The organism is Odoribacter sp. N54.MGS-14 (genome assembly GCF_000980295.1).
GTDB classification, from domain to species: Bacteria; Bacteroidota; Bacteroidia; order Bacteroidales; family Marinifilaceae; genus Odoribacter; species Odoribacter splanchnicus.
The window spans coordinates 11,933-32,789 of record NZ_LARL01000013.1 but is presented as its reverse complement, the minus strand read 5'-3'; the positions used below and the strand labels follow the sequence as shown (position 1 = coordinate 32,789).

Here is a 20,857-nt window from a genome sequence, read left to right as displayed (position 1 = left end):
ATAATCTGAAAAAGGGAGAAAAGAAGAGTAACCTTCAATTCTCCCTTTCTTTAATTTTATGGTAGGTATATTTTTTCTTTCTATTTTAATTCCGGTTTTTGTGCTGTCAGACCGGTTCGCCTGGAACGGTCCGGTAAGGCTTTCCTTCACTGACCGGCGGAACTCCTCATTACGCAAAAAACTTTACGTTACGTTTCCGTCAGACACCACCGGTCGGCCGTTCGGAAAACCTAACCGGACCCTCGTTCCTGCTCCAATGGTCTTCCGCCATAAAACCCTGCATCTTCCGTCAGCACTACAGGGCAAAGAAGGAAAGTTTTATTGAATGAAAGGGCAGGTCACCCTGACCGGAGTACGGATACCTGGGTTACCTGACCGGATTATTCCTATAAAATACCGATTACTGAATTAATCCCGAAGGTAAGGGTTCAGAAAAACAGTTGTTTGATAGAAGTTTATACCTTTCAGGTCACAGTTCGTTTTCCATGCTGTGATAACGTGAGTCGGAGGTGTTCGTGTTCGGGGACCATTGGAGCTCTGGCGAGTGTCGTCTTGCCTTTTCTGAACGACCGACCGGTGGTGTCTGACGGAAACGTAACGTAAAGTTTTTTGCGGAGTGAGGAGTTCCGCCGGTCAGTGATAGAAAAAGCCAGACGACCGACAGAAGCAACCGGGTCCCCGAACACGAACACTGAAGACGAATAAGTAACGACAGAATAATTCTACTTTTAAATTAGTTTATTCGATCCTTACATTTAGCTCCACCTTTCCCGGTGGCATGCAGATATAATCATTGCAACATTGATACTCCACCGTGCAGTGAACCTCTCCTTTGCCTTTTCCTTTGATTTCCTGACGGAAAACAACTTCTCCTTCATAATACCTGGTTCCCGCCTCATTCAGCTTTTTACTGACAGGCCACAGCAATTTTTCTGCTTCTCCCCATCCTTCCGGAAAAGTAAACTGCAAAGCAGTCGGCATATACGGATCTGTAGACGCCACCCGGGCGTACGTATGATACCCCGGATGAATATTCATCTTTACCACGACCCACTTATTACCGTTTTCCGCCTCTTCGGTTTTCATTTCCATATATACCGGATTTTTATCACTGGTCAGGGCAGCTTCTGTTTCCGGAACTCTTCGTTTCTCTCCCCGGTAATCTTCACCCGGAATCTTTTGTCCCCTCATCCGATAATCATTTCCCGGCACACTCAAATCCCTCGTATTTACCATAAAAAACCAACCGCCGGATTCGGTAAAAAATATCCGGTCTTTATTGGTTTCGTACCAATCGCGCCATTCCTGCGGTGTAGCGAAACGACACAGCGTATAACGGGTAAGTACCCGTTTGGCCTTATCCACTTCCTCTCCCCGTTCCCAACAACCGATAGCCTTGTCCAACAAACGGATATCATTATTGGGAATCCCCCAGCTTTTCACATCTTCATCTACCATCCAATAAATCACTTTATCGCCACCGTAAAAATAATCCCGGTTGTCATCGAAATAATCCTTGTAAGCCTGTTCATTGTCCCCGAACTTTTCAAACAAAACAGGTTCACGGGATTTCAGCCATTCTGCATAACTCTGTAGTTTTACGGTACTCCTTAAAGCTGCTTTTTCTTCACTTGTCAGCTTCTCCCCTTTGGCCTGCTTCGCCAGAGCCACTTTTTTGATTTCTTCCGTTTTTTCTATATACTGTTTCTCCACGACCATTCTTTCCTGCCATCTTTTATAGGAAATAAAATCTTTCTGCTGTACGGCATATTCACGGGTGGCTATATCACTTTTATATCTCCGGGCGATAGGTGTCTGGCCCGCGAATTTTGAAATATATGCCACGGCATTGGCAAAAACAGTCTGTGCTTCATCCGTCATATTCTCCGGGGAGGCAGAAAATCCCCAAAAGAAGAAATTACCATGCCTTCCCATCGCTACAGCATCGATATCTTTAGCACTGACACCCCCTGAGATATATTCGGCATCCGGCGAATCCGCAAATCCCCAGGGTCTGGCGATCATTCCCGGGCGGAAACCTTCTTCAGTTTTATATCCTTTTGTCTGTACCCGCCACATTTCCAGCGAATCCGGCAAAGGTTGCCCATCGGTCCGTACAAAACGGAATGCCTCCGAAGGAGTCGGTTTTAGTTCCACTGAAATATTCACCTCAAAAGGTCCGTGAAAAATAGGATGTTCTTTATTAAAATGATGCGCATCTGCATCCAGACACAAACAATACCAATCTGTTTTTACACCGATCCGTGTCCCAACGATATCGCCTGCTTCAGCGATAAATACCATCGGACGGTCGAAATCCTCCGGCAAATAAGCAGGATTCCGCCTACTGATAATCATCCCTTCTTCATTCACTATTTCCTGAGCAGGTTGCAATTCACGTGGGGTACCATCCATGATAGTCACATCATAACGGTCCGACATTTCCGGGAGATAATCCCGGGCACTAACCACCTCTACATTTCTGAAATACCGTCTCAGTAATTTTTCGAATGCAGCCGTACGTTTGCGGACACTTTTTTCCAAAACAGCAGGTTCCGGGTTATGAATCATGGTTTCTATTTCGGGAGAACCTCCTACATACAATACACTCAAATCACTTTTTACCTGTTTACCGCATACCTCTGCCGTCAACAACAAGAAAGCGATACAATATCCTATTATTCTTTTCATTTTTTCAAATTATGATAAATTTTAGCTTCCGACTTTTTTCAATACTCATTCTGTACCAGTTTCTTATTCAAACTGATCTCTTCCGATGGGATCAGACACATCGTTCTCCGTGAAGTCTGCGGATCGATTTCGTTATACTGCCGGGCCGTGTAGGAACTATATGCCACAGAAACCTCTTTCCTTTCCATTTTTCTACCATTCCGTACATAATCATAATAGGTCTGAGCCTCAAAAGCCAGTTCTCTCCGGCGTTCATCAAAAATTTCATCGAATAGTTCCATCCCCGATATTCCGCTCAACGGCGACAATCCTGCACGCTGACGAATGTAGTTCAAATCCGCCAGGGCCTTACCGCTTTCCCCCAACTTCATATACGCTTCCGCCCGGTTTAAAATCACTTCCCCGGCCCGGATAAACACAACCGGACAGGCAAAGCTGTAGTAACCGGAAAATGCCTCATACTTTCCGCCATTATATTTTTTAGTGTTATACCGACCGTTAAAGCGACCGGAAGGTTCTGTAAAATACGTCCAGCGCAAATCTTTTTCCTGATCCATAATCTCCTCATAATCCCGCGAAATGACACAGTTGTAACCGGAAGTACTTGCAGAAGATTCATAACCGTACCACGAATAATAATTATGCACCAGATTGTGGATTCTGCTGGGAAAATTAGCCGGAGTAAAAGCGAACAAAATCTCTTTATTGGTTTTGGGATTATCGTACAAGTCTTTTAACTCCTCCCCTTGCAACACCTCTACGACATCATTTTTCATACTGAAGGTCGAATCGGCATAACGGACGGCCATACGGTTATAGTCCTCGACAGGACTCTCAGGCATTCCTCCCATATAGAGGTAGATTCTCGACAACATGCCGAAAGAAGCCGCCTTATTGGCAAACGTACGATCGGAACGCTCGTCGGGCAGACAAGCGGCAGCAGTTTTAAAATCTGCAATCGCCTGCTCGAAACATTCCCTGACACTACTCCGCTCCAAAGCCTGGGCAGTCGCTTCCACATCCAGCGGGATCCCTAAATTCTTGTCCGGTTGATCCCAAAAAGGACGACCGAATACATTGGTTGCATTAAAAATCAGCAATCCCCGTAAGAAAGCATTTTCTCCTTTCAACCGGACTAAATTCAATTTTTCATCCGGATTCACAGTATTCGCATACAGTTTATCGATAGCGACGATGTTACGGGAAGCCCCTAAAATCAATTGATGGCTCTTCGCCCACACCGACCAGGCATAGGACTGTGATTTCTGATCGCTATTCAGAAAGAAATGCGCATCCGGTCCCCGTAAGTAATCCGTAGACCAAGACAGAAAGGCATCGTTGAAAATCACATTATTGGCCCTGAACTCACCCAAAACATGATAGGCCACATGGTACAAAGAGACTTCGGTATACCCTCCGGCAGCACTCTGAAACTGACCGTATAATCCCGATGTGGCATTCACTATATTATTGAAACTACTCAGGTAGTTATCCGCCTCTGCCATATTATGGGGGCGCATTTCGTCCAAACGTCCGTTACAAGCGGACAGAAACAAAATTCCTATCAGTAAATATTTGACTTTCATAACTCTAATCCCTTATTTAAAATGTAACATTCAAACCAAAGATAAAACGTCTCGGAGCAGCCCAGCCCGCCACATTCTCGGGATCATTGCCTATAAACCGGCTGGAAGTAAAGGTGTGTACATTGTCACAACTGAAACTCAATGCAGCCGACTGTAAATGCAACATCTCCATCCAGGCCTGCGGGAAACGATAAGACAGCCGGATATTCGAAATCCGGAAATGACTGGCATCCGAATAACAGAAAGAAGTCTCGGTACCTAAATCCAACATATAAGCAGGATCTGCATTCATCATCGGGATATCGGCCTTATCTCCGGCTTTTTCCCAGATTTTCCATCCGGAAGGTAATTTATGCAGGTTATTTCTCATCCACCCCGTACCGGAAGTATACTCGGCCAAAACATCATTATACACCTTGTATTTCAGATTATAAGTAGTATGTACATACAGTTCCCAATTCTTATAAGTAAGTGTGTTCGTAAAACCACCCCAATAGGGTGCACGGCTCAAACCTATATTCACATAACTCAGTTCCCCGTTTCCATTCGTAGCCTCCTGCATCGTATTTACAATAGTCCTCGTTCCGTCTTCGTCTATCCGTTCATATTGTGCCGCCCCCGTCTGCGGATCGACACCGGTTATTCTTACTTTTTTCAACTCATCGATATTGTCCCCTTCATAAAAGGTCTTATAACCGTTTCTTGCCAACTTTCCCTGATCGAGTTTGGTCAATTTATTGTCGTTATAACTGAAAGTGAAGGTAGTAAACCAATTGAAGTCCTTGCTTTTCAATGTATGGGTATTCAAAACGAATTCAAGTCCCCTGTTTTCCATCTCCCCGACATTCTGATATTGCTGGCCTACCCCGGCATACGCTGGTAAGGTAACCCCCATAATCAAATCACTGTTCCTGCGTTTATACCAGTCCGCCGATAAAGTAATCCGGTTTTTCAGGAAGCCCATATCTACCCCGAGATTCAAATTATAAGCAGTCTCCCACGACAGCTGATCATTTCCCTGCTGGTTCAGCTGTGCTCCGTAGACCGACTGGTAACAGGGATGATTTCTGTAATAATCGAATGTCGTATTACCGGTGGAATATAAAGTATAATTCAGGTAATCCATGCCGGCTTCCTTTCCTGACGTACCGTAACTAAATCTGAACTTCAGGTTGGAAAACACAGGCTGTTCCCTCATAAACCTTTCGCGGGAAGCCAGCCAGGAGGCACTCACCGAATAAAACGTCCCGTAACGGTTATCTTTTCCAAAATTAGTCGAACCGTCGGTACGGAAGGATACGGAAGCCATATATTTTCCACTGTAATTGTAATTTATTTCCGAAAATACCGAAAAACTACCCGCATCACTCTCTGTCCCCGTCGGCACCACTCCGGCATCGTTCTTTCTCCCTTGTTTGGCAAATCCTCCGACATTCCGTTCCCCCGCAATCAGCTGGTCATACATTTCTACATGGGAGGTGCGGCTGTGGCGTTCATACCACTCCTGGCCCAGCAAACCACCCAGACTATGCTCTCCGAAACGATGTTGCAAACGCAATATATTGGAGGTCAAAAAACTCCAGCTTCGTCCGTCATCCACTTTCAGCGTACCGTTACTCACATTATTACTGCTATGATTACCGCTATAAGTCCGGCTATCCAGATATTCATTGGCATTCGTATTGATTAAAGTAAAGGTATTGGTGGAACTCAAAGTCAGCCATGAAAAAGGCTTCAATATCCCTGAAAAGGAACCGAACAAATTATTCCGTAATTCTGTCAGGTCATTGTATGCATTGTCCCGCAGAGGATTCACCAAAGCTTCGGCACTCATCACCATGTCACTCCATGCCTCCATATTGTATTTTAAAGTCCCGTCTTCATTATAAGGCGATATCCAGGGATGAATACTCTCCATAGTAACCAAACCGGTATAAGGGCTCACACTTTTCTGAAACGTACCGTTCATGTTTACCCCGAAGCTCAGAAATTCGGTGATATCGAAATCCATCCTTGCCTTAAACAGATGACGGGTCAAGTCGTAGCCCACCTGAGTCCCCTTCTCATCGTAATAATTGTAGGAAAAATAATATTGCATTTTATCTCCTCCGCCACGGATACTCATGGCCACATCTTTACTTAATCCGGTTCGGTAAGCCAAATCGCGCCAATCGGTTGTCTTCGTCAGATCGAAATTATTCCGTAGCACTCCCAGCGTATCCTGTACAAAAGTTTCCCGGTCTGCATACATCTCCCTCAAATTCTCGTTGGTATCCCACCAATTCCGTAATGTCATTTCCCCGAATTCCAACAATTCGGATGAATTCATATACTTCAGCCCGCCGAAAACAGGAGTACTGATTCCCATTTTCACATCCAGTGAAACGGTCATTTTATCCTTTATCCCTTTCCGGGTCGTCACCACGATCACGCCCGTCGCAGCCCTCGAACCGTAAATAGCCGTAGAAGCTGCATCTTTCAATACCGTAATATCCGCGATATCCGAAGGCGAAACGACCCCACTGATACTGGTATAATCCGTAATCACCCCATCGATCACAATCAAAGGAGTCGAACTGCTGCCACTACCGTCATCATTCCCGTAAAACGTTCCCAGGCCTCTCAGCAACAAAGCCCCGTCCTTTCCCGGCGTCCCGTCACTACCCGTAATCTGTAAACCGGTTGTATGGCCTTTCAAGGCATTCATCAGATTTCCGCCGGTCGCCGACTGTACGATATCCTTCCCCCGGAATTGCTGTACCGCCCCGGTCATTTCACTCACTTTACGGGTAGAATAACCGGTTACAATCACTTCTTCCATTTCGGCAATCTCTTCTTTTAATATCACATCCAACACTTTCTGATCCCGGACAACCCTTTCCTGCTCCTGCATGCCTACGAATGAAAAAAGGATGCGAATCTCTTTATCTGCAGGAAGTTCCAAACGATAACCACCGTTCTGGTCCGTCGCCACCCCCAGGGTCGTTCCTTTTATCCTGACCGTAACCCCGGGCAAGGGCCTTCCTCCGCTATCCTTCACCGTCCCTTGCAGCACCCGAACATGCCGAGGAATTTCAGGCGCATACACAGCCGCCCCTTTACGGATGACCACCACCTGGTCGACTATTTCATAATCGTATCCCCTGGATTTGAGCAAAGCATCCAAAACCTGCTCTGCCGTTGCTTCTTTCAATTCCAAAGTCACCTTTTCACCGGTATTTAAAACACCTTTACGATACACAAATTCATAACCGGTTTGAGTAGTCAGAAAATCCAATACCCTCGTTATTTCCTGACCGGAAAAATCGACGTTCAACTTTTTTAATTGTGAAAAACTATTGGCACTCACCGTATTCACAATACACACCAAAAACAGAATCTTCAAATTCATCACCAACAATTTTTGGGGTAATCTAATCCAACCGGAACTACCCAGATTTCGATTTTTTTTCATAGATTTGTAAGAGATTAAAATTAAACATAGACATCTGCTCCAACGGATGTCTGCATCTAAAAGGGGAATCTTGCCGGATTCTCCTTTTTATATCTATTCCTTGACAATGACCGTGCGATTCTGAATATGAAATTGCACTTCACCGGTCTTTTCTAAAATATTCAATACCTGCCGTAATTCAGCATACCGGGGTACACTTCCTTTAAAAACCTTGTTTTTCAATGCCGGATTCTGATAGAAAACTGTGATATCGTACCACCGGGCCAGCTTCTGCATAATTTGCTCCAGGGTCTGTTCTTCCAAAATAAATTTCCCCTTTTTCCAACTGATTATTTTATCGACATCGACCTGTTGCCTGATCATCGAGCCGTCACCGGTATCCAATACACACTGCTCACCGGGTAACAAAGTCATACCCTTGTCTGTAGCTGCCACTTTTACTTTCCCATTTACTAATGTCGTATAGACACATGCCTCGTCTTTGTACCCCGAAACGTTAAATTCCGTACCCAACACTTCGATGACCTGATTGCGGATTTCTACGCGAAAAGGAAGTGATGGATTTTTCTTTACTTGAAAATAAGCTTCCCCTTCCAATACGACTTTTCTCTCTTTTCCCGAAAATTCAACGGGATAACGCAAACGGCTTTCTGCATTCAACCATACCTGGGTCCCATCTGCCAAAACCAAATCGAATTCTCCGCCACGGGGAATTTCTATTTCATTATACACCACTTTTCCTGATTTCTCATTTTTTTCCTGCCGGCTATCATAGGATAATTTCCGGTCGTCGGTCTTAGAAATCCTGACCTCTCCTTGTGTAATCGTTTGTTGCAAGGTATCCAAATGGATGAGTTCGCCGTTTCCCAAATGTAAAACAGCACGAGGCCCTCCTGCCAGAATGGGCCGGTCGACCGGAGGTTGCCGAAGCGAAGACTGCCGGTGAACCAACCAGAAGCTCCCCAACAAAATAAGGAATAGAGCTGCCACTCCACCGATCTGCCGCAGACGAAGGATTTGCCTGCGACGGGTAAAGCCGGCAATTTGTCTCTGCATATGCAGTAAAGGCTGCCGGGTATCGATACCGGACAACCGGGCAACAGATTCCGATAAATAGCGGGTATCCTGCAATTTTTGGTACAGGGTCTCATGTTCAGCAGATTGCCGGCGCCACTCCTCCAACACTTCATTTTCTTCCTCCGAAAGCGTTCCAAACCTTTCTTTCCCGATCAATTCGGAGATCTGAAAGACAGTATGTTCCAATTTTTCCATTTTAGCTCCTTCCTTAAAACATCCCTATAACGCAATCGATCTAAAATGGGGTAAAAAAAGACAATTTTTTTTGAATTTTTTTTATAAGGTAGCTAAAAATATCCGAAAGTGACTGATTCAGGCTATCGGTATTTCTTTCTCCCTATTTCTTTTATTTTTTTCCAAAACGGTGAAAGGCTTCTCAAACAATCTTCCACCCGGATGCCATACGCTTCAACAATTTCTCCAAGTTCTTTCTGATGAATAAAAAGGGCTGTGACCCACTGACGCTGATCGGCAGGAAGCCGGCTTATTTCTTTAAGAATGGCACTCCCCACTTGTTCTATCTCCGCTCTGAGTGAACGGTTATCGATAGAATCTTTTCTGTTATACAGAGCTCCGGCAGTTTGGAGCCAGACGACAGTCATATATTGAGAGAGCAACGAATCCTGCTCATTTTCAGTACTCATCAGCTTGCCGAACCGGACAGGAGTATACCATTTGTATCGCATTTTCAATTCATTCTGGATGGCCCAATGAATCGAACTTGCAAGGTATACACTGCTATATTTTTCCAATTCTTCGGCAGTTTTTTTTCCTGTTAAAACTTGCACAGCGATTATTCCGACCGACAACAATTCTTCGTAATCGATAAAATTCTGTTTACGGTCGATAAGATTTTTTTGCTCGGCCTGTGCAATAATCCGAACGATATCGAGATATTTTTTAGGAGGCTCTGAAAAAAGCATACTGGAAGAATCAGAAAAATCCGGATCAAAAGTGATGTTCTTATTATATTCTATTTTCTGTCCAACTATACTGATTGCCTGGCGCAAAAAATTTACAACAGGCATAATATCTCTGTAACATGCTTCAAATGTTTTTCCCTGTTCTTTGGCTATTTCACTCACAAACTTCTGTTCATAAATGAGTTGTCGGGCAAGATCGCGGTGAGAAACAGGGATACTATCGATTGCCTGCAATAAAATACGGCTTGCATTCTCAATTTCAGACCGAAGATTATTCTCTTGAAACAAACCGATATGGTTATATAGTAAAACGATGGTCCGGTATATAGAAAGAAAAAGCATTTGATTTTGATTTAACCACTTATTTTCTTTTTTAATCTCCATTCTTTGATGAGGAATAACCTGTCCATACCATTTGTATCTTATCTGCAATTCATTTTGAATAGCCCATTGGATTGCAGTAGCCAAATAGAAAGCATTGTATTTTTCCAATTGTTCGGGGGTTTTATTTTTTATCATCACCTGAACGGCAATTATTCCGATAGCCAGCAGCTCTTCATATTCAGGCATTTCACAAGCATTAAAGAAACGGGCATGTTCTGTCCGGGCCACTGCCCGAACAATATCGATATAATTATTCAGTCTTTTACTGGAATCCGACAATTGGGTTTGCGGTATTCCATACAACTTTTTATATAAATCAGACCGGCTCCGGTCAAACGCCGGGTCCATTTTAACCACCTTATTCCAGGCTTCGGCAGCTTTATCCCGCTGTCCCATCATCAGGTAGATTTCCCCTTTGGAATCGATGTAATTCGGATCGGCAGAATCCCGGGCAATCGCTTTGTCGATATAAACCATAGCTTTTGTAAAATCCTGTTTTACATACTGACCTTTTGCATACATATAAGCCAGCTGGTTATCAGCCTCCAAAATTTCCGCATCGGCAGCCCGAACATAAAAATCATAAGCATTCCGATAATCCCCGGCCCAATAATACAGTAAACCGAGCCGATAAGCTGCAACAGCCCCCCCCTTTTCAAGCGCTTGTCTGAAACAAGCTGCCGCTTCTGCTAAATTACACTCGGCGTATACACTATCAGCTAAAATATGTCCTTTCAGATACCAATAAAAAGCTTTATTATCATCAGGTGTCACTTTATCTTTCAACAGGTCGTCGGCCAAATGATAAATGGCATATCCGGCAAGTCCGATGTTCTTCGAATCCTGAAGCATAAATTCGAAACGTTTATAAATGAAATCATAAAGCCATCCCTGTAATTTCCGGGTATTATCGGGAAGTATCAATAAAGTAGATTCAGGTACAGCCCCCTCAGCTACCATTTCCACATTTTCTCCCACCCGGATAGATTCCAAAGAAAAACAGCCGTAAAAAGCATTTTCACCGATCCCGGTGACACTTTTAGGTAGCGTAACCGACAACAACCGCTTATTATTTTTAAATGCATTAGCTCCGATCGATACAAGACGGTATTTCTCCCCTTTGTATTTTACAAACTCAGGTAAAACCAATTCTCCCTCAGGATCATTATAGCTAATTATACTTTTAGGCCAAATAGCGACTGTTTTTTCCTGAGCCGACAATATTTTATAATAAATAGGCTGTCCGGTCGTCGAGTCTGTAAAATCATAAAAAGAATTCAATCTTTTCTCTGCGTAGCGGCTACTGTCATCAGCAGAGATCAGCGATAAAGCTTGTTCATAACAGCTTCGCGCTTTCTCAAGATACTGAATCTCCTTGACCGAACGGTATTCATACAGATTTCCTAACATAATCAGTCCGGCATAGGATGGAAGTCGGGCAGCCTCGGTAACTTTAGCAAACAAGGTATCCGGATCATTCGAGTTATCCCCTTCCAGACAAAGCCATTGCCCTAATTGGGGTGCAAATTCGCCGGGAAAGGCTTTATTCAGCAGCCGGTAAACTTCTACCAGCTTATGAGTAGTTTCGATACGCTGATCGTTATAGTCCCAACCACCCATTTCATAAAGACCGACTTGCTGACGAAGTTTATCAGCCATCAATAATAAATCCTGCTGAGCCTCGTTTTTCATAGTCTGTCCGGCCTGAATCACCCTTTCACCGGTATTCCATTTATTCAACTGCTCGTTCGTCTGACCGATCAGTTCCAATTCCTCATATAAACGTATTCCCTCATCGATCTTGCCTTCTTCCACCAATTGCAAGGCCCGGCTTATTTTATCGTCCATTTCGTTCCGGTCGATACGGGCAAAGATTTCAACATAGGTATTTATATTACTGAGTTTTTCCTGATAAGATTTTTCCAGTTGTTTCAATTTTTCGGTTAGTTCCAATTCATTGGCAATACTGGTTTCAGCCAGCTTCTTCTGACGCAGATAATCGTCGCGGTATGATTTTTCAATAATCCCGTAAAACTTTTTCTTCAAAGCCCGGAACTCACCTTCCCGGCACATCACCACCACAAAGGGAGTCTTATTATCGGAAATCCTCCATATCTCCAACGCTTCTTTATTAAAAAGGATGTATCCCGGTTTATAAATCTCATTATACTTTACGGCCTGTCCTGGCTTTAACACGGCAAAATGAAGTTCGAAACGTCCTTGCTCGTCACTGACAGCCGAAGGAGAACCGACCACCTGAAGTTCTACTCCTGGCAAAGGTGTCTTTTCCTCAACCCCATTATATTCTTTGACATATCCGGTCTCTATACATTGCGATTGTGCTATCCGGAATAAAAAAAGCAGAACAAACAGTATGGTTATTGACTGATACTTCATCATAATCGTTCTTTTCATTTAATTTTAACCCGATCAGTACGCTGGAACAATTCTTTTAACTCAAGCCCACCCGCCGGTCCTACGTATTTTTCCGCATGGGATAAGGAGTAAGATTTTTGGCATCAGGACACTCGTCGACCCGTAAACGGGGAAGATAGCCTTCTTTCTCTATTCGGACAGACTTGGACAAAGTCTGTTCCTGTAAGGGAAAAACTATTTTAAAAATCCCACGGACATCGGTCCTGGTTGTCCGATTATCGACAGTAACAACGGCATCCTGGACAGGCACCCCCTCTTGTTCATCGTAAACTATTCCCTGATAGACACTGAACGTACTGTCACGTTTCAACTCCAATGTCACATAGGTCGTCATTCCCCAGGAAAAATGTCCCTGAAAACGTAAAGTATCGTAATAACCGGCATTAAATTCCAACATATACGGCCGTCCTTTATAATACGGCCGGATATTATCCAGGATTAAAACTGTATCCAAAGAACCGATATACTGTTCTGTACCGTTGAAAATAATTTTTGCATAGGAAGGCAACGGCAATCGGTGAGATAAATCTTTCACGGTGAGCTCTACCCTTGAAGGAATAGCAAAAAAATAAAAGATAATCAGCAAAAAAGCCAGCATCGTAGCGACATAACTACGACGTAACCTTTTCTCCCGCTGCCATCTCTGCCACAAACTATCGAAGCGAAGCGACAACATCCGGGCTATAACTTTAATAAAAGCCCGTTCTTTACCGATCTCCTGTACATTAATCCCCAGCAACTCCTTATCCTTGGGTATATTCTTCAATGCCTGGGGGAAACATTCCTCTACAGCAGAACCGGCATGAGGAAGTCCTTCAACAATAAACGGGATGATATTTCCCAAACGTCCTTCGTCGATAAATACCTGAATTTCTTTGTTCACCCATTCCGATCGTGAGGCATGAGGCGAACAGATAACAATAAGGAATTCAGAGCTCTGTAATTGTTTTTCAAGTTCATCGCTTAATATACCCCCCCCTAAATCTGTCTTGTCCCGGAAGATTGGACGTAAATGCCTGGGCAATGACGGATTTGTCTTCTTTAGTATTGTAGGTAATTTATACCCTTCCAGTTTACGCTGAAGCCATTCCGCCCATTTTTCATCTTCACGCTTATAGCTTATAAAAGCATAATTATCGTAAATTCGTTTATTATCCATCGGTCCTCTTTATTACCCCAGGAAGAAAAAAAGAAATAACCGGGGATCCAATTTTTCCCGTAAAATTTCGAGCGCTTTGGCTTTCGCCTTTTTAACCGTACTATCCGAAACGCCCAATTGTTCGGCAATTTCAATATTTTTCAAACCTTCAATAAAACTTAATTCAAAAATCTGACGTTCTCTATCCGGCAAGCTGTGAATAGCATTGAACAACAACAACTGTGTCTCCTGGTCGATAACCGTATTGGCAAAAAATGCTTCATTTTCCAGCTGGGAAGAATACCGTTCCTGTGCTTTTCCTTTCCGGTAAAGGCTGATGATCTCATTTTTTACAGAAGTGTATAAAAAAGATTTCAATGTATAGATAGAATCAAAAGAGTCTCTTCTTTTCCAGGCATTAAAAATAGCATTTTGTACGCAATCTTCTGCCAGAAAATCATGCCGGTCACCTGCATTTTTTACAGCATACAACAATAATCCCGGATAAATTCTACGGTAAAACAATTCCAATTGTCCTTTTTTAAAAGCCTGCAACACTTGTAAATCAGTAACTCCCATCCTACTTAATTACAATCTTCATTTTTCACACTTCACGACATATACCTGTCCTGCCTGATACTTTTTTATCATCACCCGATTTCCTTTTTCGATATAATCTCCCAACAAAGAGACGGCATCATACACTTCTCCGCCTACTTCTACTTTCCCGGCAGGCCGCAAATCTGTCACCGCGATCCCCTGTTTGCCGATTTCTTCCCGTACCGACAAATCTACTCCTACATAACCGTCTTCCGGTTTTTGTTCAGCATGCAAGGCAAAAGCCCAACGACGGCTCCCGAATAATTTAGCCCCCAACCACATGCTCATCAACAAGGATACCAAAGAAGCACTCACCACCAGAAACAGGGAACGCACCAACGGACGTACAAAATCACCCAGGAAACGGAAAGAGAAATGATCTATCCCTGCAAAAACCAAGGCCACTATAATCAATACAATTCCGGAAATACCTGCTACACCGAAGCCCGGAATCACAAAAATTTCCAGAAGCAACAAGACGACTCCCACGACAAAAGCAATGATCTCCCAATACCCGGCAAACCCTTCGAGATACAAGGGAGCGAAATAGAGCAGGCAAGCCGTCAGGGCGGCAGCCAAAGGAAAACCGATCCCCGGGGTCTGCAATTCGAAATAGATACCACCGACAATGACCATAATCAACAATCCCTGTATCACGGGATTGATCAGAAAACCGATAATCCGATCGGTGACGGTAGGATGATAGCTCCGGATCGTATAGTTTTCAACCTGTTCTTTTTTCAATACTTCATCCACACTTTCTGCCATTCCGTCACAAAAACCGTATTTCATGGCTTCCCGGGCAGTGAAAGTCACTACCCGTCCGCTATCGGTAATACCCTGGATATAAATAGACTGATCCACCATGGCTTCGGCGATATGCGGATTCCGCTTCCAACGATAAACCGTATCCCTGCCCTGAACCAACGTATCCCTGCCCTGAGCTTCTGCCGTAGAACGAATCATCGAGCGCATATAGGACTGATATTTATCGGGCATCGCCTCACCCGTTTGATTCACGACCGTAGCCGCCCCGATATTCGCCCCCTCGCGCATATAGATTTTGTCGCAGGCAATAGAAATCAATGCCCCGGCAGAGGCTGCATTATTATCGATAAATACCCATACCGGTTTCCGTGAGTTCAGAATCATACTACGCAAAGAATCGGCATACACGACCATCCCACCGTAAGTATTCATATGAATTAAAATATAATCCGCCTTTTCCTGCCCGGCCAGGTCGAAAGATTTTCGGGCCAGACGCCACACTTCCGGACCGATCTCGTCTTTAATATCCACTTTATAAACGACTTTTTCGGGTTCGGCAGCCCCAAGCGTGTTCAACCAACAAATCCCCAGCACGAGCAAAACAAGCTTCCTGAACGTATATATCCCTGACATAAGCATCATCGATATTTTGTAATAGGTAAACAAATATAAGCTTTTTTATCTTATCCAACTCCTTCCATCAAATTTTCTTTTATAAATATAAGATGCAGCCCGGCAAAATCAATCAAACAAATTTGTTGTTTTTGCTCCCGCCTTTGCATATATTTGTAACGTTTCATTATTTCAATCCCGGTTATGAGCAAATTTGTAATCACCTTAGTCGTTTTTTCACTCTATTCGATGAGTTTTGCCTCTACCCCTCCCATACGGCAAGAGCTAGGAAATAACTGGCAATTCAGGCAATACCATATCGGTAAATGGTTACCGGCCGAAGTACCCGGGACAGTACATACCGATCTGATAAACAATGGAATCATCGAAGATCCGTTCTATCGCGACAATGAAAAACACATCCAATGGATCGATAAAGCCGACTGGGAATATGAACTTCGTTTTCAGGTGGACGAACAATTGGCCGGGCAAAAACACAAACAACTCGTATTTCAGGGATTAGACACCTGGTGCGACATCACCCTGAACGGTCAGCCTCTTCTATCTACCAACAATATGTTCAGGACCTGGAAAGCAGATGTCTCCGGCCTGCTTTCCGATAAAGAAAATATACTGCATCTTCGCTTTCGTTCTCCCATCCGGCAAGGTATGAAAGAAATGGAAAAATACGGATTACCCTTGCCGGCTTCCAACGACCAAAGCGAAAACGGAGGAATGGGCCCTAACCGGGTGAGCGTTTTCAGCCGGAAAGCCCCTTATCATTTCGGTTGGGACTGGGGCCCGCGATTAGTCACTTCGGGTATCTGGCGGCCGATTTTCCTGGAAGGCTGGGATGACCTGAATATCGAACAGGTTTTTATTGAACAGCCGCAAGTCACTCCCGTACAAGCCGATTTGAAAGCATCTGTCCGTTTGACGACAGAACATCACGAAAAACTGATCGCAGAAGTAAAATGTGATTCCCGGATATTGGCGAAAAGCGAGGTTGAAACCCAACCGGGAGAAAACCGGTTAACCCTCCCGTTTACCATTAAAAAACCCAGGTTATGGTGGAGTAACGGTTTAGGAAAAGCCAACCTTTATACATTCCGGATCAATTTGAAAAAAGACGGAAAAGTAGTTGCCAGCCGCGAAGTAACCACCGGTCTGCGTTCTCTGAAATTAGTACGCCGGCAAGATACCCAGGGAGAAACTTTCTACTTTGAATTGAACGGAATCCCTGTTTTTGCCAAAGGAGTCAATGCCATTCCCAACGATGTTTTTCTCCCCAGAATCAGTCGTTCGGATTACGAAAAAATGGTGACGGATGCCGCAAATGCCAATATGAATATGATCCGGATCTGGGGTGGAGGTATTTACGAAGACGATTATTTCTATGAACTCTGTGATCGCCACGGCATCATGGTCTGGCAGGATTTTATGTTTGCCTGTGCCATGTATCCCGGCGATCCTGAATTTCTGGAAAATGTAAAACAAGAAGCCGTCGATAACGTTATCCGGCTAAGAAATCATCCCTGTATAGCCCTGTGGTGTGGAAACAACGAAATAGATGCAGCCTGGAGAGGTTGGGGATGGAAAAGAGAGTATACCCAGCAACAACAAGAACGGATTTTCAAGGCCTACACTGATGTCTTCCATCGGCTCCTGCCCGAAGTGATTGAAAAATATACCGATGGAGACGATTACTGGCCTTCTTCACCGATGTCGGGACCGGAAATCGGAGACCATGAAATCCGCCCTGCCAACCGGGGGGATAACCACTACTGGGGGGTATGGCACGAAAAGCACAAGTTTGAAGAATACGAAAAAAATATCGGCCGTTTCATCAGTGAACACGGTTTCCAATCCTTCCCTGAATTTGAAACCGTCCGGCAATACACTTTACCGGAAGATTACGACATCGAATCGGAGATCATGTCGGCTCATCAACGCAGTGGAATCGGCAACCTGCGCATCCGGGAATACATGGGCTGGTATTATCAGGTACCGGAAGATTTCGGGCAAATGCTATACATGAGCCAGGTATTGCAAGCCCGGGCCATGCGAATAGCCATGGAAACACATCGGCGGCATATGCCCTATTGTATGGGATCGCTGGTTTGGCAGCTGAACGATTGCTGGCCGGTAGCCAGCTGGTCGACAACCGATTATTACCACAACTGGAAAGCGGCCCAGTATGCGCTACGGGAAGCCTGCAAGCCGGTGATATTAGCACCCCAGGTAACGGCAGACAGTCTGAAACTCTGGGTGGTAAACGATCTGCCAACACCTCTCGCAGGAACCTATACCTTAGAGATAAAAGGATTCGACGGAAAACTGCATCAAACCCGGCAAGGCAAATATAAAATCAAAGCCAACGAAGCCGCCCCAATCGCAGCATCGTCAATCGCCGGTTTGCTGCAAGACAATTCACACCGGGAAACCATGGCCGTCATCACCATCCGGCAAGGCAAAAAAATCGTAGACCGCCAAAATGTATATTTTGCTCTACCGAAAGAGTTACTGCTCAGACAACCCGATATTCAGATTCAAATATCCGAAGAGCAAGGCAAAAAATACCTGACAGCCACCACCGACCGTCTGGCCTGTGATGTCATGTTTTACCTCCCCGGAGTAAAAGCGGTTTTTACAGACAACTATAAAGATCTGCTCCCGGGTCACCCCTTCCGTACAGAAATCCGCACAACCCTCTCCAAAGAAGAAATCGAACAGCAAATCCGATGCAGATGGGTTGGAAAATAGCTATTGCTTTATTTAACAGATTTATCGTTCATCCTTTCTACTGCAATAGTACCGGCAATTACCGACAATAATGACACAAAACAACAAGCGGCCAGGCTTAGGGCCGGAATCATAAGAGCCAAAGCGAATACAGTACCTATTCCTGTCACCAAACCGATATTTTTATTCACATAACGGACGCTCTGTCTGACATTAAAACGCTTTCTCTCGATAGCATAATCGATAAAGGCAAAACCGTAAAAATAAGCCGAGGTAAAGAAGATGGCAAAAGGAGCGATTACCCCCACAAGCGGAATAAATGAGCAAAGAAATAATACAAAAGAAATAAACAACTGAAAAATCATATTTCTCAGGGCGATCAGAATTCCCCGAAAAATCTCCCAGGCAAACTGCCTGAAACTAAAGGGAAATTCCCTTCCGGTAAGATGAGCTTCCGTCCGTTCGGACAGCCAGGAATATACCGGCGACATAACGACAAGCACAATATATCCGCCGAAAGCAACGAAAAGGAAGAAATACAGAATCCGCAATACAATCTTAATCAGCACGCTTGTCGTGGTCGTCACCCATTGCAGCCAGGAGATGCCCCCCACCCAGGCAGTAAGCTTAGCCTCGATCAAGCCGTACAGGCTATCTCCCGCTAAAGAAATCAGGATATTTCCCCCAATGAACAATAGCAATAAAATAATGACCGGAAAAAGTAAAAACCACCAGAATTTCCGGCTGAACAAAATTCCGAATGCTTTTCCATAAAGCTGTATCCCTGTAAAGAATCCCATTTTATCAAACTCAATTTAAATTGAAGACAAATGTAAGGAGGAAAAAGCAGATTTTCCGGCTATTTTTTCTATTTTTGTGAGCAAAAATAGTGCAGATTGTCTGATTGAACCAAATTCGTAGAACATAAATCTAATATTCACTTGTTATATACTATGCAACCATTAACAGCAATATCCCCGATCGACGGGAGATACAGAGATAAAGTCGAAAATTTGTCCAATTATTTTTCTGAAAGTGCTTTAATCCGTTACCGGGTAACGGTGGAGGTGGAATATTTTATTGCCTTATGCGAAATACCTCTTCCCCAATTGGCCGGTTTCAATCACCAGACTTTCGAGCAATTACGGGAAATATACCTCAATTTCACCGTCGAAGATGCCCAGCGGATCAAAGACATCGAGAAAGTCACCAATCACGACGTGAAAGCTGTCGAATACTTTATCAAAGAAAAATTCGATGCTTTAAATCTGCAACCATACAAAGAATTCATCCATTTCGGCCTGACTTCACAGGATATCAACAATACAGCGGTTCCCTGTTCGTTCCGGGATGCCGTTCACGATGTCTATTATCCTGTCATCGACGAACTGATCGCCAAACTCGAAGAGCTGGCCGAAGAATGGAAAGAAGTGCCGATGCTGGCCAAAACTCATGGACAACCGGCTTCTCCTACCCGTTTAGGGAAAGAGCTCAAAGTATTCACTTACCGGTTGAGCCGTCAGTTGGAGTTATTGAAAAAAGTAGCCATTTCCGGAAAATTCGGTGGAGCTACCGGTAACTTCAATGCACACAACATTGCTTTCCCGGAAATCGACTGGGCTGAATTCGGAAACCGCTTTTTAACTCAAAAATTAAAAATCGAACGGGAAACATACACTACCCAGATTTCCAATTACGATAATTTTGCAGCTCTGTTCGATAACCTTCGAAGGATCAATAATATTATTATCGACCTCGACCGGGATTTCTGGACTTACATCTCGATGACTTATTTCAAACAGAAAATCAAAGCCGGTGAAGTCGGTTCGTCCGCTATGCCCCATAAAGTAAATCCGATCGATTTCGAAAATTCAGAAGGTAACCTGGGCATCGCCAATGCCATATTCGATCACCTGAGTAATAAGTTGCCGATTTCACGTCTTCAACGAGATCTCACCGACTCAACCGTACTGCGGAACATCGGTGTCCCTTTAGCCCATACGATTATTGCTGTCAAATCGACTTTGAAAGGGTTGAACAAGCTTATTATCAATAAAGAAGCGATCGAAAAAGATCTCGAAAAAAACTGGGCGGTCGTGGCCGAAGCCATTCAAACCGTTCTGCGCCGTGAAGGATATCCCAACCCCTACGAAGCACTGAAAGCCTTGACACGTACCAACAATAAAATTACACAGGAATCTATCGCAGAATTTATCGACACACTCGATATTTCAGCTGAACTGAAAAAAACTCTGAAACAGATTACTCCCTCGAATTATACAGGAATTTAGTTAAAGAGTTGCTGAGTTATAGAGTTACTGAGTTATAGAGTTATAGAGTTATAGAGTTAAAGAGTTATGAAGTTTTGGAATTTAAGAGTGCAACAACTCAGTAACTCAACAACTCAGCAACTCAACAACTCAGCAACTCAGCAACTTAGCAACTC

General features: G+C 44.0%; 11 protein-coding genes. 2 read left to right on the top strand and 9 right to left on the bottom strand.

Going from position 1 to position 20,857, the window contains the following annotated elements; all coding sequences use genetic code 11:
- Positions 1-738: 738 nt before the first annotated feature.
- From WS42_RS04595 to WS42_RS04560, 8 genes are all read right to left on the bottom strand, one after another.
- Positions 739-2,691, bottom strand: coding sequence for a protein-disulfide reductase DsbD N-terminal domain-containing protein (locus tag WS42_RS04595; RefSeq protein ID WP_022160825.1), 1,953 nt, complete (start codon positions 2,689-2,691; stop codon positions 739-741).
- Between the two features lie 38 nt (positions 2,692-2,729).
- Positions 2,730-4,277: a RagB/SusD family nutrient uptake outer membrane protein gene (locus WS42_RS04590; RefSeq protein WP_022160826.1), complete on the bottom strand. Its 1,548-nt coding sequence runs from the start codon at positions 4,275-4,277 to the stop codon at positions 2,730-2,732.
- A 16-nt stretch (positions 4,278-4,293) separates the two neighbouring features.
- Positions 4,294-7,731: a SusC/RagA family TonB-linked outer membrane protein gene (locus tag WS42_RS04585; RefSeq protein WP_046403654.1), complete on the bottom strand. Its 3,438-nt coding sequence runs from the start codon at positions 7,729-7,731 to the stop codon at positions 4,294-4,296.
- Between the two features lie 93 nt (positions 7,732-7,824).
- On the bottom strand, positions 7,825-9,003 hold the full coding sequence (locus WS42_RS15320) for a FecR family protein (RefSeq protein ID WP_022160828.1): 1,179 nt from the start codon (positions 9,001-9,003) through the stop codon (positions 7,825-7,827).
- 122 nt (positions 9,004-9,125) lie between these two features.
- Positions 9,126-12,530, bottom strand: a complete 3,405-nt coding sequence (locus tag WS42_RS04575) for a leucine-rich repeat protein (RefSeq protein ID WP_087394217.1) — start codon at positions 12,528-12,530, stop codon at positions 9,126-9,128.
- A gap of 61 nt (positions 12,531-12,591) precedes the next feature.
- The gene (locus WS42_RS04570) at positions 12,592-13,710 is read right to left on the bottom strand and encodes a toll/interleukin-1 receptor domain-containing protein (protein WP_022160830.1); all 1,119 of its coding nucleotides are present in this window, start codon (positions 13,708-13,710) and stop codon (positions 12,592-12,594) included.
- 12 nt (positions 13,711-13,722) lie between these two features.
- A complete protein-coding gene (locus WS42_RS04565) occupies positions 13,723-14,268 on the bottom strand; it encodes an RNA polymerase sigma factor (RefSeq protein ID WP_013611204.1) in 546 nt (181 codons plus the stop codon).
- Between the two features lie 18 nt (positions 14,269-14,286).
- On the bottom strand, positions 14,287-15,690 hold the full coding sequence (locus WS42_RS04560) for an NfeD family protein (RefSeq protein WP_046450795.1): 1,404 nt from the start codon (positions 15,688-15,690) through the stop codon (positions 14,287-14,289).
- Between the two features lie 183 nt (positions 15,691-15,873).
- On the opposite strand from WS42_RS04560, the gene WS42_RS04555 reads away from it, so the two are divergent.
- Complete coding sequence (locus tag WS42_RS04555; protein WP_195426862.1) at positions 15,874-18,432, top strand: beta-mannosidase; 2,559 nt, start codon at positions 15,874-15,876, stop codon at positions 18,430-18,432.
- Between the two features lie 8 nt (positions 18,433-18,440).
- On the opposite strand, the gene WS42_RS04550 is transcribed toward WS42_RS04555, so the two are convergent.
- Positions 18,441-19,211 (bottom strand): EI24 domain-containing protein, encoded by a 771-nt coding sequence (locus tag WS42_RS04550; RefSeq protein WP_013611208.1) that lies wholly within the window; start codon positions 19,209-19,211, stop codon positions 18,441-18,443.
- 153 nt (positions 19,212-19,364) lie between these two features.
- Here WS42_RS04550 and purB point away from each other — a divergent pair, with 153 nt between their 5' ends.
- On the top strand, positions 19,365-20,702 hold the full coding sequence (gene purB, locus WS42_RS04545) for an adenylosuccinate lyase (protein WP_013611209.1): 1,338 nt from the start codon (positions 19,365-19,367) through the stop codon (positions 20,700-20,702).
- Positions 20,703-20,857: the final 155 nt, after the last annotated feature.